The 15,337-nt window shown below is 35.1% G+C and carries 15 protein-coding genes; 3 read left to right on the forward strand and 12 right to left on the reverse strand.

All coding sequences use genetic code 11. The features are described from left to right. Positions 1-35: 35 nt before the first annotated feature. On the forward strand, positions 36-1,238 hold the full coding sequence (gene tnpB, locus AC51AA_RS17450; protein WP_500703468.1) for an IS200/IS605 family element RNA-guided endonuclease TnpB: 1,203 nt from the start codon (positions 36-38) through the stop codon (positions 1,236-1,238). Between the two features lie 129 nt (positions 1,239-1,367). Here the strand turns inward: tnpB and AC51AA_RS17455 are convergent, their stop codons facing one another. The 11 genes from AC51AA_RS17455 to lysA form a co-directional block, all read right to left on the reverse strand. Further along, entirely contained in the window at positions 1,368-2,441 is a 1,074-nt protein-coding gene (locus tag AC51AA_RS17455; RefSeq protein WP_500703469.1) for an alanine/ornithine racemase family PLP-dependent enzyme, read from the reverse strand. 37 nt (positions 2,442-2,478) lie between these two features. Beyond that, positions 2,479-2,913, reverse strand: a complete 435-nt coding sequence (locus AC51AA_RS17460; protein ID WP_500703470.1) for a GNAT family N-acetyltransferase — start codon at positions 2,911-2,913, stop codon at positions 2,479-2,481. A 232-nt stretch (positions 2,914-3,145) separates the two neighbouring features. Next, the gene (locus AC51AA_RS17465; RefSeq protein ID WP_500703471.1) at positions 3,146-3,832 is read right to left on the reverse strand and encodes a GNAT family N-acetyltransferase; all 687 of its coding nucleotides are present in this window, start codon (positions 3,830-3,832) and stop codon (positions 3,146-3,148) included. A gap of 84 nt (positions 3,833-3,916) precedes the next feature. Next, positions 3,917-4,771: a class I SAM-dependent methyltransferase gene (locus AC51AA_RS17470; RefSeq protein WP_500703472.1), complete on the reverse strand. Its 855-nt coding sequence runs from the start codon at positions 4,769-4,771 to the stop codon at positions 3,917-3,919. Positions 4,772-4,983: 212 nt separating this feature from the next. Further along, positions 4,984-5,487: an SRPBCC family protein gene (locus tag AC51AA_RS17475; RefSeq protein ID WP_500703473.1), complete on the reverse strand. Its 504-nt coding sequence runs from the start codon at positions 5,485-5,487 to the stop codon at positions 4,984-4,986. After that, entirely contained in the window at positions 5,477-5,803 is a 327-nt protein-coding gene (locus tag AC51AA_RS17480) for an ArsR/SmtB family transcription factor (protein WP_500703474.1), read from the reverse strand. The genes AC51AA_RS17475 and AC51AA_RS17480 overlap by 11 nt, the downstream gene beginning before the upstream one ends. A gap of 204 nt (positions 5,804-6,007) precedes the next feature. Further along, positions 6,008-6,334, reverse strand: coding sequence for a DMT family transporter (locus AC51AA_RS17485; RefSeq protein ID WP_500703475.1), 327 nt, complete (start codon positions 6,332-6,334; stop codon positions 6,008-6,010). Positions 6,335-6,412: 78 nt separating this feature from the next. Next, complete coding sequence (locus AC51AA_RS17490; protein WP_500703476.1) at positions 6,413-6,976, reverse strand: Crp/Fnr family transcriptional regulator; 564 nt, start codon at positions 6,974-6,976, stop codon at positions 6,413-6,415. Positions 6,977-7,007: 31 nt separating this feature from the next. Further along, the gene (locus AC51AA_RS17495) at positions 7,008-8,195 is read right to left on the reverse strand and encodes a hypothetical protein (protein ID WP_500703477.1); all 1,188 of its coding nucleotides are present in this window, start codon (positions 8,193-8,195) and stop codon (positions 7,008-7,010) included. Between the two features lie 131 nt (positions 8,196-8,326). After that, the gene (locus AC51AA_RS17500) at positions 8,327-8,689 is read right to left on the reverse strand and encodes a hypothetical protein (protein ID WP_500703478.1); all 363 of its coding nucleotides are present in this window, start codon (positions 8,687-8,689) and stop codon (positions 8,327-8,329) included. A 253-nt stretch (positions 8,690-8,942) separates the two neighbouring features. After that, a complete protein-coding gene (gene lysA, locus AC51AA_RS17505) occupies positions 8,943-10,166 on the reverse strand; it encodes a diaminopimelate decarboxylase (protein ID WP_500703479.1) in 1,224 nt (407 codons plus the stop codon). Between the two features lie 224 nt (positions 10,167-10,390). On the opposite strand from lysA, the gene AC51AA_RS17510 reads away from it, so the two are divergent. Together AC51AA_RS17510 and AC51AA_RS17515 are read left to right on the forward strand one after the other, a co-directional pair. Beyond that, positions 10,391-12,523 carry a TonB-dependent receptor gene (locus tag AC51AA_RS17510; RefSeq protein ID WP_500703480.1) on the forward strand — a complete coding sequence of 711 codons (2,133 nt, stop codon included), beginning with the start codon at positions 10,391-10,393 and terminating at the stop codon, positions 12,521-12,523. A gap of 57 nt (positions 12,524-12,580) precedes the next feature. Next, positions 12,581-13,657 carry a PepSY-associated TM helix domain-containing protein gene (locus tag AC51AA_RS17515; protein ID WP_500703481.1) on the forward strand — a complete coding sequence of 359 codons (1,077 nt, stop codon included), beginning with the start codon at positions 12,581-12,583 and terminating at the stop codon, positions 13,655-13,657. Positions 13,658-13,805: 148 nt separating this feature from the next. On the opposite strand, the gene AC51AA_RS17520 is transcribed toward AC51AA_RS17515, so the two are convergent. Further along, entirely contained in the window at positions 13,806-15,260 is a 1,455-nt protein-coding gene (locus tag AC51AA_RS17520) for a glutamate synthase subunit beta (RefSeq protein WP_500703482.1), read from the reverse strand. Between the last annotated feature and the right edge of the window lie 77 nt (positions 15,261-15,337).

The following is a 15,337-nucleotide window of genomic DNA, read 5'->3' on the forward strand; positions in this document are numbered from 1 at the left end:
TTTTCACAAAAAAAAAACAGACTATTTAATGATAGATGAAAGTAATTCACAAATCATACAAGTTTAAAATTGCTCCCGATAATGAGCAAAAAGAGCTCCTTGCCAAACACTTTGGAGCCTGTAGATTCGTGTTTAATCGTTACTTAAATAGTAGAAAAGAAACCTACCTTGAACAAAACAAATCACTTAATTATTACGATAATGCCAATGACCTAACTGTTTTAAAAAAGGAGGAACAATTTGTTTGGCTCAAAGAAATTAACTCTCAAAGTTTGCAGTCATCACTTAGGAATTTAGACACTTCCTATAATAATTTTTTCCGTAAGCAAACCCAATTTCCTCGTTTTAAAAGCAAGTTTGATAGACAGAGTTTTACTGTCCCTCAATCGGTATCTATTGAAGAGGGCAAATTACAAATACCAAAATTTAAGAAAGGTATCCAAATAAACTTGCATAGAGAAATTCAGGGCAAACTTCTGTTCGCGACACTATCAAAATCAACAACTGGCAAATATTATGTAAGCATTACTTGTGAAGTTGAGCATATTCCATCTGAAAAAACAAATTCAAAGATTGGCATTGATACAGGAATAAAGGATTTGGCAATACTTTCAGATGGTAAGGTGTATGAAAATATTAAAACACTCAAAACCAATCTAAAGAAGTTACAATACGAGCAAAGGCAATTATCTAAAAAAACAAAAGGAAGCAATTCCAGATTAAAACAGAAATCGAAACTTGCAACAGTACACGAAAAAGTAACCAATATCAGGAAAGACTATTTACATAAAGTCAGTACAGAAATCATCAAAAACCACGATGTAATTTGTATTGAGGATTTGGCTGTGAAAAATATGATGAAGAATCATAAATTAGCACAAGCATTCTCTGATGTAAGTTTAGGTGCTTTCTACACTATGCTTGCTTATAAAGCTACTTGGAATAACAAAATGGTTGTTAAAATAGATCGATTCTTTCCAAGCAGCAAGACCTGTTCCAACTGTAATTACATCAACCAAGACCTCACTCTAAAAGATAGAGTGTGGACTTGTCAAAACTGCAATACAGTCCACAACAGAGATTTTAATGCAAGCATCAATATTAAAAATCAAGGAATAAAAATATGGTCTGGTTTAGGAACTAAGTCGGACATTAAACAAAAACGGAGTAAGGCGTTTCCATTAGGTGAGTCTATGACCTCCGAAGCCACACCCATCAGCTTTGCTGTGGGTGGGTAGTTCACATGGTGTTATCTGGTAAATCGCTAGATTGAAAGCCCAATTTGTGGGCTTCAAAATAGTCTGGATGGGTTTGAAATTGCGGAAAAGAAGTTAGAAATTAAAAAAGGTAGCGTTTTAAAGAGTTGGCTATTCTATGTTTTTTTCTATATAATTAGAGCTTAATAAATACAAAGCGCCCATGTATTTAATCGTAAAAGAAACTAAATCGCCCACTTTATATTGTTGTGTTGAACTAGAAATGTCAATTACCAACATGTCAGAGCTAGCATCGACAATCGTAATCTCTTGATCCACTGCTTCTAGGTACTGAGGCTGCATGTCTAACAGGCCAATATCTAAAATAGCTCTTAAAGAAGTGGCTCCAAAATCTGCTGTATCTTGCATAGAAAAAGTATTTCCGGCTACATTCTCTCCCAATTCTCCTGTGGGTACATCTGGTTTTTCTGTTATTTCAATAATCTCGGCAAAAAGTTTAAAAACATCATTGTGCATGCCTTGAATCGTTTCTCCAGTAAATAAATCTTTTCCAAAAAACAAGGCTTCACCAATTCTAAAATGATTGACTTCCATAGGTCTGGCATTCTTGAGAAGCAAAGGGATGGCAACAGATGTTCCACCAGAAACCCACGGAATTGTAATATTGAATTTAGCTTCAATAAGTTGTTTGTATAAACTTAATTGGATGAGTTTGTCTTGTGTTGGCATTACACCACTGAGACAATTTAGGTTGGTACCAATTCCTAAAATCTCAATGTGAGGTAAGTGAATAATAGCACCGTAAAATTCAATTAAATCTTCACCCATTACGCCTTCTCGCAAATCTCCCATTTCAATCATAATAATGATTTTGTGGATTTTGTCTTGCTTTTTAGCTTCCTCTGAAAGCATTTGGATGGTATAGATTTCAGTATTAAAACTAATATCGGCATACCGAACAATGTTGGGGATACTTCGTTTAGCGGGTGGCTTTATATATACTGTTTGTATGGTGGGGTCAAGTGATTTTATTTTTTTAAGATTACTTACGCGAGAATCGTGTATTTCTTTAACGCCCAATGAAATGATTTCTTTTAAGTAAATTTTGTTTCCACATAAAAGTTTAGACACAACTCCCCATTGAATATTTCTTGATTCAAAAATTGAATTTAGAAAGTTGTAGTTGTCTTTTAGTTTCTGTCGGTATAATTTTATGAATGCCATTAGGCTTTGTTTTTTTATTGAATTTTGGAATAAAGGCTTATTTGATTAAACGCATTTCGAGATACTTATTGGTAAAACCGAGTTTTTCGTATAATTTTTTTGCAGGATTATCAGGCTCTACGTGTAGTGCAATATTTCCTTGGGTAACAGCAATAGCTTTTTCCATTAGTTTTTTTCCATATCCTTTTCCTCTTTCGGAATTATCTACGGCTACATATACCAGTAGGTTATCCGGATGGAAATCTTTCATTCCAGTGTTGTTTAAAACGACAGTTCCAACAATTTTGTTGTTGTCTAAACCTAGCACAATAGTACCGCCTTTAGTTGGATTCAAGGCATGAGCTATAGATTTAAGGATATCTGCTTTTTCGTCACCATATTGTTCTAAATGAGTGTGTAAAAAAGTGGCAATAATTTCTGGCGTATAGGTTTGGTCGGGCCCAGTGATTGGATTAAGTAATTTAAATTCCATTTTTAAATTTTTAGATTATTTGTGCTGATTGTAAAATTTCAGCTGTTCAAGAGGCAAAATCAATTGCAGTAGGATTTCTAAGATATAGAAATCGAAATTTTCGATCGAAATCGAGTATATTTTTGCAAGATAAGCATAATAAATGATTTAATTTCAATCTAAATGGATCTTAATAGCTCCTCGGCTTGAATTGTAGTTGGTTTATCTGACTGCAAAATCTAAAAAAAAGAGATTAATGATTTTTGGTAATATTCCAAAAACTGATTTTTCTTCTGCTTATAAATCCTAGTTTTTCGTATAAGGCAATGGCGCCAATATTACTTTCAACGACGTGCAAAAATGGCGTTTTATTTTGATCAAAAATGTTATTTACCACCTGAGCGATGAGTTGTTTAGCATATCCTTTTCCTGTATGGTCCGGATGTGTAATAATGGCACTTATTTCTGTAAAGTCGTTCATTTTCATGCGTTCACCTGCTGTAGAAATCAGTTGCCCATCTTTAAAAACACCAAAATAATCGCCTAATAAAGGAGTTTTGGTTTTAAAATAACCGGGCTGTACTAGATGAACCAAATCGCATAATGCTTTATTATGCTGTTGGGTTAGTTTAACGATTTCGAGCGCTATGGGTTGTTCAATCTTGTTGTAGATGATCATTTGTAGGCAGACTAGTTCTTTGGCGAGTTTTAGGCTATTGGCTATTTCAGGTTTTTCCCCAACGATAAAAAATTGGTCGGTTAATAAGGAATAGTTTTGGATGGCTTGGGGAAGATTTTCGGGTTTTGCAAAGGCTCCGAAGGGGCAATAATCAGGATGATAGAATTTTACATTTTCATGATTAACGCAAAATGGGGAGTGATTCTCGGATAAGGAATTCCAAACCGGATTGTCTAATTTAGTTTCATTTATGTTTTTCATTATTTTTTGAGGTACAGTTTTGTTTTTTGGAATGAGCAGTTTGGCTTTTCTTTTGCAGTAGTGGATAAAGTCACTTCTGTTTAATTAAGTAGTAGCCAATAGAAAGAATTCTCCGCTGGAGGGCAAAAGATGATCTGTTCTGTTTATGAAATAAAGCTGTTCTAAGTCTTTAGAGGATATTATTTTGGACTCATTAAAGCCTGCTTTATTGGATAGATTTAATACTTCAGCGGGAGAGAAAAAGCTCATAAATGGAGTTCCAGCTTCTCGGGCCCCTTTCTCCGCTATTTCTTGTAAGGGTTTGTCCTCCTCATCTAATAATTCCATCGGTAAATAAAAAGTCATAGCTAATTTTGAGCCTGATGCAAGTGTCGTAATTTGTTTTAGGGTACTGTCAATTGCCTCTGATGTAAGATACAACGTAACGCCTGTAGAGACGATAAGGCTCGGTTTCGTGATATCGAATCCTGATTTTAACAGTTGGTCCCACCAAGTGGAGGTTTCGAAATTAACCGAAACGAAATGTAAGTTCTGGGGAATACCAAAACCAAGTTCGTTTAAGCGCTGTTTTTTCCAGGCTAGTGTTGCTGGCTGGTCAATTTCATATAATTGAATATTGGATACGATATCGGGTCTTCGTTGGGCAAAAGTGTCGAGGCCTGCGCCGAGGATGACATATTGAGTAATGCCCTTAGTGCTGTGTTCAATAATTAAGTCGTCAATAAAACGAGAGCGAGCAACCATAGATGCCCTAAGGCGTTTGGTGAATTGCGGATGCATGTCAGGGCGGTTTTGCCAGCCCTCATTGGGAGCAATTAATTGTAAGCCTATTTGGTCTTCAAGAATATAGGGTTTACTATCTACCTGAAGATGTAGCGCTCTCCATAAAGCTGTTCTTACGGCTGTATTATCTGGTGCTGTGCTGTTTTGATTTTCCATCTTGTTTCAAAAGAATAAAGATATTAAATCTATGATTCTTTGGCGTTACAATTGGGAAATTATAAGGGCACATCATCAATAATTTCGCGATGAATCGGATGTCAGTAAAGCGATATAAAGAAGAAGCGAAGTAATTGTTGAGGACTTTTTAAATTACAATTACTTCGCTCTTTTTCATTATTTTGAATGGTTTTTGATTTGGAAAACCGACCTTAGGTTGTTCTCGAGGCAAAAATTTCGTCCAAACCTTCCATAGCGATGGTGAAGCCTTCTTTGAATCCCATTTGAATGATGGCTTCCAAATCAGCTAAGTTTTTGTGCTTAATGGTAATGTCAACAATGGTTAAGTCACCTTGTGGTGAAAAATCAACATTCCAATTAGATCTTGGGAAATCTGGGTTTAGGTTACCTTGACTATCGGTAAAAGCATCTAAGTATTTAAAGTTTGATTTTGGAGTGATCGAGCTGAAATCGGCTATAGCCCAATGTTCTTCCCCTTTAGGTCCCACCATGGCGTAGAGCCTGCGGCCACCTTCTTTAAATTGCATATTTTTTGTTCTAGACTTCCATGGTGCAGGCGCCCACCATTGGTCCAGTATTTCAGGTTCTGTCCACGCTGCCCATACATGGTCAAGTGAGGCATTGAATTCACGTTTTACCTTTACCGAGCTATTTTCTTTGTCTACGGTAAAATTCATCAATAGATTAGATTTCATTTTCTTTAGATTTTAGATGTGTTAATAGTTGATCTAATTGACTGAAACGGTTTTCCCAAATTTCTTTGAATTGTGTTAACCATTGGTCAATTTCTTTCATTTTGTCAATTTTGAGTTGATAGTAGATTTCTCTTCCCACTTTCTTCTCTGCTAATAATTCACATTCGTTTAGAATTTTAATGTGTTTCGAGACAGCTTGTCTTGTGGTATTAAATTGTTCCGCAATAGCATTTGGTGTTAAGGCGTTAGTCGCAATTAATACTAAAATAGCTCTGCGGGTGGGGTCGGCAATGGCTTGAAAAACATCTCTTTTCATTTTGATATATTTAAATGCGCAATCATTCAGTTGCAAATATACGTAACTTTTTAATGTATAAGTGATAGTTTGTTTGTTTTTTAATAATCAGGAGGAGTTTAAAGCTAAAAAAAGAAGCTCAAAGGGGGAGTAGTGATCAGGAAGTGTAAAAAAAAAGCAACTTAATTTCATGAAATTAAGTTGCTTTTTTTAGTTGTAGTATGATTAATGTGACACCGATTTCAATCCGATGATAGAACCCACTAAGGTGGCAATAAAGAACAATCGCCAAAAATTGATAGGATCTTTAAAAACAAATATACCGACCAAAACTGTGCCCACTGCGCCAATCCCTGTCCATACTGCATAGGCAGTTCCGATAGGTAAAGTTTGAGTGCTCTTGACAAGAAGTAACATACTAATGATAAGAGATGCTAAAAATCCTCCATACCATAAATAAACATCATTTCCTGTTGCTTCTTTTGCTTTTCCTAAGCAAGATGCAAATGCCACTTCAAATAATCCAGCAATAATTAAAAGAACCCAATTCATATTTTTATACTTTAGGGGGCAAAGATCCGTCAGCAAAATGGATTAAAATTTTACAAATGATAAAAAATGAGAATCTTTTTATTTTAGATCCGCTCGTATTCTGCTTAAGCTAACTTGTGTAATACCAAGATAAGAAGCGATATGTCCTAATTGTACTCTTTTGATGAGATCGGGATTATGAGTTATTAGTTCGTTATAGCGTTCTGAGGCTGTTTTGAATTGCCTTGAAATCAGTCTTTCTTCTGTTTTGATGAGTTCCTTTTCTGCAAATTTTCTTCCCCAATTGGCAATATGAATATCTTCTGCAAAGAGTTTTTGTAGGTTGGCTGTTTTTAATTCATATAGTTCGCATTCTTCCAAAAGCTCAATATCTTCATAGCCTTTTTGGTTCTCGACATAACTTTTCATCGAAATAATGGTTTCGCCTTCTCTTCCAAACCAAAAAGTAATATCACTGTCGTTTTGATTGACATATGCCCTTACGATTCCTTTTTTTATGAAATAAATATTGGATTCGATCTTTCCAGCTTTTAATAGAATGTGACCCTTCGGAAAACAAACTTGTGTTATGTTTTCTTCTATGATTTTTTGAGATTCTTCAGGTAGCTCAAATATGTTGTCGAGTATCGTATTGATGACCATCTTACGTTTTTCTATTGATTTGCAGCATGATTTAATTCCTAAATTTGTTGTTTACAATAATGTTTTTAATTCGGGCTTTTAAATCTTCACCAGTGTCAAAAACCATTTGCTCGTTGTTCGGGAAAGGAATAGCACGTTTATTAAAATACGTCATATAACTCTCTTCACAAGCACTTTTATCTCCTTTATAAGTGGAGTAAATGTTCTCAAAAATAAACTCAGTCGTTACGGGAAACGATTGCAATAACTGATTCGTTTTTACATCAATATAATCCACTTTTGCCGTTATCTGGCAAGATTTAAATTGCCTGAATTCATAAATGGTAGCACGAAGCATCCTGAACTTATCTACTTTTATTTCTCGGCCTAAGCTGTCTTTTACCGGTTTTCCTCTGCTGTCCAATAAGGTTTTTACGCCATCTTTAACCTGTCTTTCTTTGCTGAATTCTTTCTCCTTAATTTGTTCTGGTGAAATAGTAATTTGTCTAAAACTAACAACCAAGGTATAATCGTATGTAATGTTTTTTTGTCTGGCGCTATGATAAACTGTCCATTTATCATTTAATCCATAGGTTTTGAAATCCAATAAATCATCCTGCAGCGCCTTCGGTATCACCATATTGGTTTCATTTTTGGCATAAACATCAACAAAATCAGTTCCTTTAAACTGGGCATCATCCATTAATTTCTTGCTGTTTTTATACCCAGGATTAATGCTTTCTAAATAGAAAAAATCATCATAAGACTTTCTAAAGTCTAGTTTGTTTTTCGATTTTAAAAGAGCGGAAGCATTTTCATATAAATATTTTGAAAGTGCATTTTTGCTGCTGACGATCTCAGTTGAATAATTATCAAAAGCAAATGAAGCATTTTTTCCTTGTTTCAATAAAGGCAAAGGCAATAGAGGTCTGATTTTTTCCTGACGATTGTTCAGTTGTAAATAGGTATTATAAATACGTTCCGTGTTAGCTGGATTAGCTTCCTTAACCATCAAGTCGAGATTGCGTAAATCACGGTCCTTTGCTTTTGCAAAAGCCTCTTCTAGTAAGTACACATAATCTTGTTTTCCTTTGCTGTCCTTTTTGGTTCTTAAGGCTTCGATTGCACGATCAATGGCCCCGTCATAATTGCCATCACTTAACAGGGATTGGGTTGTTTTTACCCCACAAGAAGAAAGTGTTAAAAATAGGAAAGAAAACAGTAAAGTAATTTTTTTCATGCTTAAGGATCAGTTGGTTTTAAAGGTGTAAAAAGAGCTGTTGTCGATTAATTAAGATATTGTCGTTTTTGAACTGCGATTTTTTATAGAGAAGTGCAGTGGTAGGTTTAAGGACTACTATGATATTGTTTTTATTGTTTTCTATTTTTTATTTGATAAGCAATTTCCCAGAACAATAGAGATAAAATTGCATTGGTTATTATGGCCGTTTTCACTAGAAAAGGATCATAATTGGAAAGCAAGTATAAATTGGCAAACTGCAAAGCTAAGAATAGGGCTAATGCTGCAATTAAGATCGAACAGACTACATTTAGCAAAGGCGTCCATTTTAGTACACCGAAAGCATAAACCAAATTTAAAATAGCAAAACCACAGCCCAAAGTTTTATAGGGATCTGTCTTTAGAGTTTCTCCTGTTGAGAGCAAAAATGAAGTTAAAGAAAGATATAGAAAAAATAATATGGAGTAAAGTAAAATTCTTATTTGTAGTTTCATTTGTATGCTTTTTTTAGTTGAGTAAAAGGGATATAGTGGATTCTTTAAATACTTTTTGATTTATTGGCATTATCGCTACGAGCTCGAAACAGTTGGTAGTGTTGTCATGTTTGCCATGGAATGCTTTGAAGAGTTGGACCGTCAATTTAATTATAGTGCTCATTGTCTTTTTCAAAATCGCTTCAAAAGTAAAAAAAAAATCCCGTCTCAGAAGAAACGGGATTTTTAAAATTGATATTCTTTTTTTTTTATTTTAAACTGTTGCTGCAATCTCTTGTGGCAACGAGATTTGATTTTTAAGTAAATCTTCGAATGTTTCGCGTTCACGAATTAAGATTCCTTGACCGTTCATCCATAAAACTTCAGCTGGTTTGTATCTAGAGTTATAGTTGGAAGCCATAGAGAAGCAATAAGCTCCTGCATTTCTAAAAGAAAGGATATCACCTTCTTTAATTTCTTGAATTCTTCTGTTACTAGCAAAAGTATCTGTTTCGCAAATATAACCTACAACAGAATAGAAACGCTCTTTTCCTTTAGGATTGGAGATGTTTTCGATATGATGTTGTGAACCATAAAACATAGGACGAATCAAGTGGTTGAAACCGCTATCGATTCCTGCAAAAACAGTTGAAGTCGTTTGTTTTACTACGTTTACTTTCGCTAAGAAGAAACCTGCTTCACTTACCAAGAATTTCCCTGGTTCAAAAATTAAGGTTAGGTCTTTACCATATTCAACACAGAAAGCGTTGAATCTTTTCGATAATTTCTTACCTAATTCTTCAATATCAGTTTCGATATCGTCTTTTTTGTAAGGAACTTTGAATCCACTTCCGAAATCCAAAAACTCTAAGTTTTGGAATTTTTTAGCAGCATCAAATAAGATTTCAGCAGCATATAAGAACACTTCAATATCTAAAATGTCAGATCCTGTATGCATGTGGATTCCCACGATATGCATGTTGGTGTTTTCTACAATACGCACTAGGTGTGGTAATTGATGTACTGAAATTCCAAATTTACTATCGATATGACCTACAGAAATGTTTTCGTTACCACCTGCCATTACGTGCGGGTTGATACGAATACAAACTGGAGTTGTTGGATATTTTGTTCCGAATTGCTCTAGTATAGATAAGTTGTCTATGTTGATTTGAACACCCATTGCGGCCACTTCTTCGATTTCTTCTAAAGAAACTCCATTTGGTGTAAAAAAGATTTTTTCAGGTTCAAAGCCAGCATGAAGTCCTAATAAAACTTCTTGAATAGATACCGTATCTAAGCCAGCCCCCATGTTCTTTAATAGCTGAAGAATCGCAACGTTGGACAATGCCTTCATGGCATAATTAACTCTCAAGTTTTCTACCTTAGAGAAAGCTTTGGTTAATCTATTGTACTGAGATTGGATTTTTTCGGCATCATAAACATATAATGGACTTCCAAATTGGTCTGCTAACTGCAGTAAATCTTTTGCTTGCATTTTAAACTATTTTGGACAAATTTATTACTCTTTTGACTATCTACAAATAAAATATAGAAAAATAACAAATCATAACAAAAAGTTATGAATCAAACATTATTTTCAAAATATGAGTAAAATAAAATATTGTCAATGAAGTGTAAAAAAGTCTTTTATTTAGAACAAATAAAAATTACATTTGCAAAAATAAAACCAAAATTAAGAATATATTAGTAACCGTTTTTATGAAAAGAAAGAAAATATTTTTTTTACTCGTTTTAATGCCTTTTTTAGGATTTGCACAAGATAAAAATACGGAGCAAGAAAAACTCAACGAATTGGATGATATCATAGTAACAGCCAGTCGTAAAAAAGAGAGTATAAAAGAAGTAACCTCTTCAGTTACTATTGTTGGAGAGAAAAAGATCCAAAACCAGACCGTAATTAATTCCAATATTGGTAATATTTTACAATATACCGTTCCTAGTTTGGCCACTTCAAGCAATCAGACTTCCAATTACGGACAAACCTTAAGAGGAAGACCATTCTTGGTGATGATAGATGGGATTCCACAATCTACACCTTTACGAAATGGAGGAAGAGATGTTCAGGTTATTGATCCTGCTTCTATTGAAAGAATAGAGGTGATCAAAGGAGCAACATCCATTTATGGCAACGGGGCTGATGGAGGTATCATCAATTACATCACCAAGAAAAATCACCAGAACAAAACGATAATGGGTTCGGTTACCTCAAGTTTTACCGCCCAGCCTTCTTCTGTTGATGAAACACTGGGTTTTAGAACTTCGATTGCATTAAATGGGAAACACAATCGTTTTGACTATGTATTGGGCTTAACACATGAAAAAACAGGATTGTTAAAGGATGCTAATGATGTCAATATTTCTCCAACCTATAGTTTGGCCAATATGAATACCTATAACGGATTGATTAAAATAGGGTATGAAATCACAGAAAATCAAAGAATTGAGGCGTCTTATATTGGTTATGCATCAAAATCATTTTTAAATCAAGATATTCAAATTGGTAAGTGGGGTGAAACCCCTTCCATCGGAGTTGAAACGGAAGATAGGTTAGGGACTCCAGAGGGAACTCCAAGAAATCATAATTTCCGATTAAGCTATTCTAATGCTGAAATATGGAATGGGACTTCATTAAGTGTAAATGCCTATTCGCAAGATTTTAGAACGGTTTTTTACTACGATAAAGTACAGTTCCTTAACGGTGGTCAATCCAACGTAAAGTCTAATAAAATGGGACTTAGAGCCAATTTTGATTCTCGCCTTTTAACCAGAGAAAATTATAGTGCCGATTTAATTTACGGAGTCGATTTACTTCATGATTCGACCGTACAAAAGTTAGAGGATGGTCGTTTTTGGACGCCTCAAATGAACATGTTAAACATGGCTCCTTTTGCGTTGATAAAATTGGATGCCTGGAATAAATTCACCTTGAAAGCAGGTGCTCGATATGAAAATATTAAAGTGAAAGTGGATGATTTTAATACGCTTTCAGTGTTAAAAGCGGATGGTAAAACCTATACGTCAAGTATTTTTGTAGAAGGAGGAGATCTCGAGTACAATGCACTAGTTGGAAATGTTGGAGTTCGCTACAACTTTTTGCCTGAATTAAATGTTTTTTCAAGTTATTCCCAATCGTTTTCTATTAATGAAATAGGAAGGATATTAAGGAGTGCAACCACAAGTATTGTGTCAAAATTGCCAACAGACCCTATCATCGTTAATAATTATGAAGTTGGATTAGCAGGAAGGATTAAAAACTGGTTTAACTATGAAGTAACCAGTTTTTGGAGTACTTCAAAACTAGGAGCGTCTTCCGTTCAAGCTCCAGACGGTTCCTATGTGATGCAGCGTGCACCAGAGAAAATTTGGGGTTATGAAGCCATTGTTAATTTCAAACCGTTCGATTACCTGAGTTTTGGAGGAGCATTTGCTTGGATAGAAGGAAAAATCGATAACAATAATGACGGTGCGTATGAAAAATACATCAATGGAGCTCGAATTATGGCGCCAAAAATCACCGCTTATATTCAAGTCCAGCCTTTGAAAAATTGGAGTGTTGAGTTAAATGCTTTACATAATTTTGAAAGAGATCGTTTTGCTCCAGATGCTACAACAAATAAGTATAATTTTAACGAAGGTCCAGTACCTCAGTATACGATTTTTAGTTTCAGTACTTCGTATGTCATTACGAAGCATTTTAAAACGGCTCTGGGTATCGAAAATTTATTCAATAAAGAGTATGCTACAAATAGCGCATGGTGGACCGTTAGAAATCAAGACTATGTTAACGCGCCTGGAAGAAGAGCTACCTTACAAATACAATATAGTTTTTAGTATTTAATGCTAAAATTAGCTGGATGCAAAGCGGCATCAAAACCTTTAACTGCTCTAATGAAAGTAAAGAATACCATACGAAAACTGCATCTTTGGCTAGGCTTAGCTTCAGGGATTATTATTTTAATAATAACCCTAACGGGTTGTATCTACGTTTTTAAAGACGAAATAACCGCCTATACGCAACATGATTTTGATTATGTAGAGACACAGCAGTCAGCACGTATACCGCTTGCTGTGGTGATTGATTCTTTTAAGAAGAATCATGCGGATAAAGAGCTGCTTTTTATCAAACAAAAAGAGAGTGTTCCCAATGCAACCATTGTGTTGGGAAGTAAAAAAATGCAAGTAGCTTATGATCCCTACAGCGGAAAGGAAGTGATGTCTATGGGGAGTAAAGATTCTTTTTTTGCGATCATTTTAGACATTCATCGCACCTTGCTTTTAGGTGATATTGGTGAAGAGATTATTGGAGTTTCGACTTTTGTATTTCTTTTTATGGTGATTTCAGGTTTTATTTTGTGGTTTCCAACTCATTTAAAAAAACTGAAAGGGTATTTTACGATAAGTACTAAGTCTGCCAAAAGAATCAATTTTGATTTGCATAGAGTGGGCGGTTTTTACGCCAGTTTTGTACTGGTTTTTGTCATCATTACGGGTTTGTTTTTTTCGTATGATTTTGTAAAAAAAGGGGCCTATGCAGTGACCAATAGTAAGCCTTATACCAAATGGGGGCCAAATTCGGGAGTACCAGCAGCTACGCAAACGGATATTGCTAAAGTCTATGGGCTATTACAGAAAGAGTACCCTAATTGTATAGAGTCCAATATTTATTATCCCAAAGAAAGTGAGGGAACCATTCGTGTAAAATTAAAGTATGCCTACGAGTATGTTCCAAAATACAACACGTTTTTTGTCGATCAATTTTCAGGAGAAATTGTGCAAAGAGATTTGGATAAAAACGCAACAACAGCTGAGAAGGTTAAGAACTCAATTTATGGAATTCATACCGGTTCTATTTTTGGAATAGGAAATAAAATAATTGTTTTCTTGGCGGTACTAATAGGCGCTAGCTTACCCATTACTGGTTTTATTATGTGGAGAAGGAAACAAAAATCAAAAGGGAAGAAATAGGGCTATCTGATTTTTTAAGGCGAGTAAACGGCCTTAAAATAAGGTAGCGGATACTGACTTGTCTGTGACTTCTCTAGGTGAATGGATGGTAATAAAAAATCCCCTTTGAAAAAATAGTTTTTCAAAGGGGATTACTTTTTATGAAATGTTATAGACTTGGTAAGTCTCCGTTTCCTTTGGTTGGCAAGTTGGTATAACCCATTAAGAATTTATCCACTTCTCTTGCTGCTTCACGACCTTCAGAAATAGCCCAAACAATCAAAGATTGTCCTCTTCGCATATCACCAGCGGTGAAAATATGAGGAACATTTGTTTGGTAATTTGTAGCCTTATAGTTGCTTCTCATGTCTAATTCAAGACCTAATTGCTCGCTTAATGTTTTCTCAGGACCTGTGAAACCTAATGCTAATAATGCTAAATCACATGGCCATATTTTCTCAGAACCTTCTTTTTCGATTAATTCTGGACGTTGACCTGGAGTCATTTTCCATTGTACTTCAACGGTTTTTAATCCCACTAATTCTCCTTTTTCATTGGCTAGGAATTCCTTAGTATTGATCAACCAGTTTCTGTCGCAACCTTCTTCGTGTGATGAAGAAGTTTTCAGCTGCAAAGGCCAGAAAGGCCAAGGCGTAGATTCACTTCTTCCAACTGGAGGTTTTGGTAAAATCTCAAAGTTGGTTACCGATTTAGCTCCGTGTCTGTTAGAGGTACCGACACAGTCAGAACCTGTATCTCCACCACCAATTACGATAACATCTTTTCCAGTGGCTTTAACCTGATCTGGAATCGATTCTCCGTAAAGAACTTTGGTTTGTTGTGTCAAGAAATCCATCGCTTGAACAACACCTTTAGCTTCAATTCCTTTAGTAGGTAAACTTCTTTTTTCAGTAGCCCCACCACATAACACGATAGAATCGAATGTGTTTAATTCTTCAACGCTAAAGTTAACACCAACGTTTACATTAGTTTTAAAAGTAATTCCTTCTGCTTCTAAAATGGCTACACGTCTGTCGATGATTCCCTTTTCTAATTTGAAATTAGGAATTCCATAACGCAACAATCCTCCAATAGCATTGTCTCTTTCGAAAACCGTTACAGTGTGACCCGCTCTGTTTAATTGTTGAGCCGCTGCTAAACCAGCTGGACCTGAACCAATAACGGCAACCGTTTTTCCTGTTCTGGTAAGTGGCGCTTGTGGTTTGATCCAACCTTCAGCGAAACCTCTTTCGATGATGTTTTTCTCAATGTTTTCGATAGCAACAGGCTCTTTAATGATCCCTAGTACACATGATTTCTCACATGGAGCAGGGCATAAGCGACCTGTGAATTCAGGAAAGTTATTCGTAGATTGTAAAATCTCTAAAGCACTTTGCCATTCTTCTTGATGTACCATGTCATTAAAATCAGGAATTAAATTTCCTAATGGACAAGCACTGTGGCAAAAAGGAATACCACAATCCATACATCTCGAACCTTGTTCTTTTATTTTATCTTTTGCTAACGGAATGGTAAATTCATTATAGTTGGCAACACGCTCTATAACTTCAATATTACTTTCGTCGGCTCTATTATATTCTTTAAATCCGCCTATTTTACCCATGACTTTTTAATTAAATTTCAAATGATAAATTCTAATTTTAGAGTTCAAATGAATTGAACTCTAAAATCTAAATTTTA

This window comes from Flavobacterium sp. OHVDL-2026-0007, assembly GCF_059882335.1.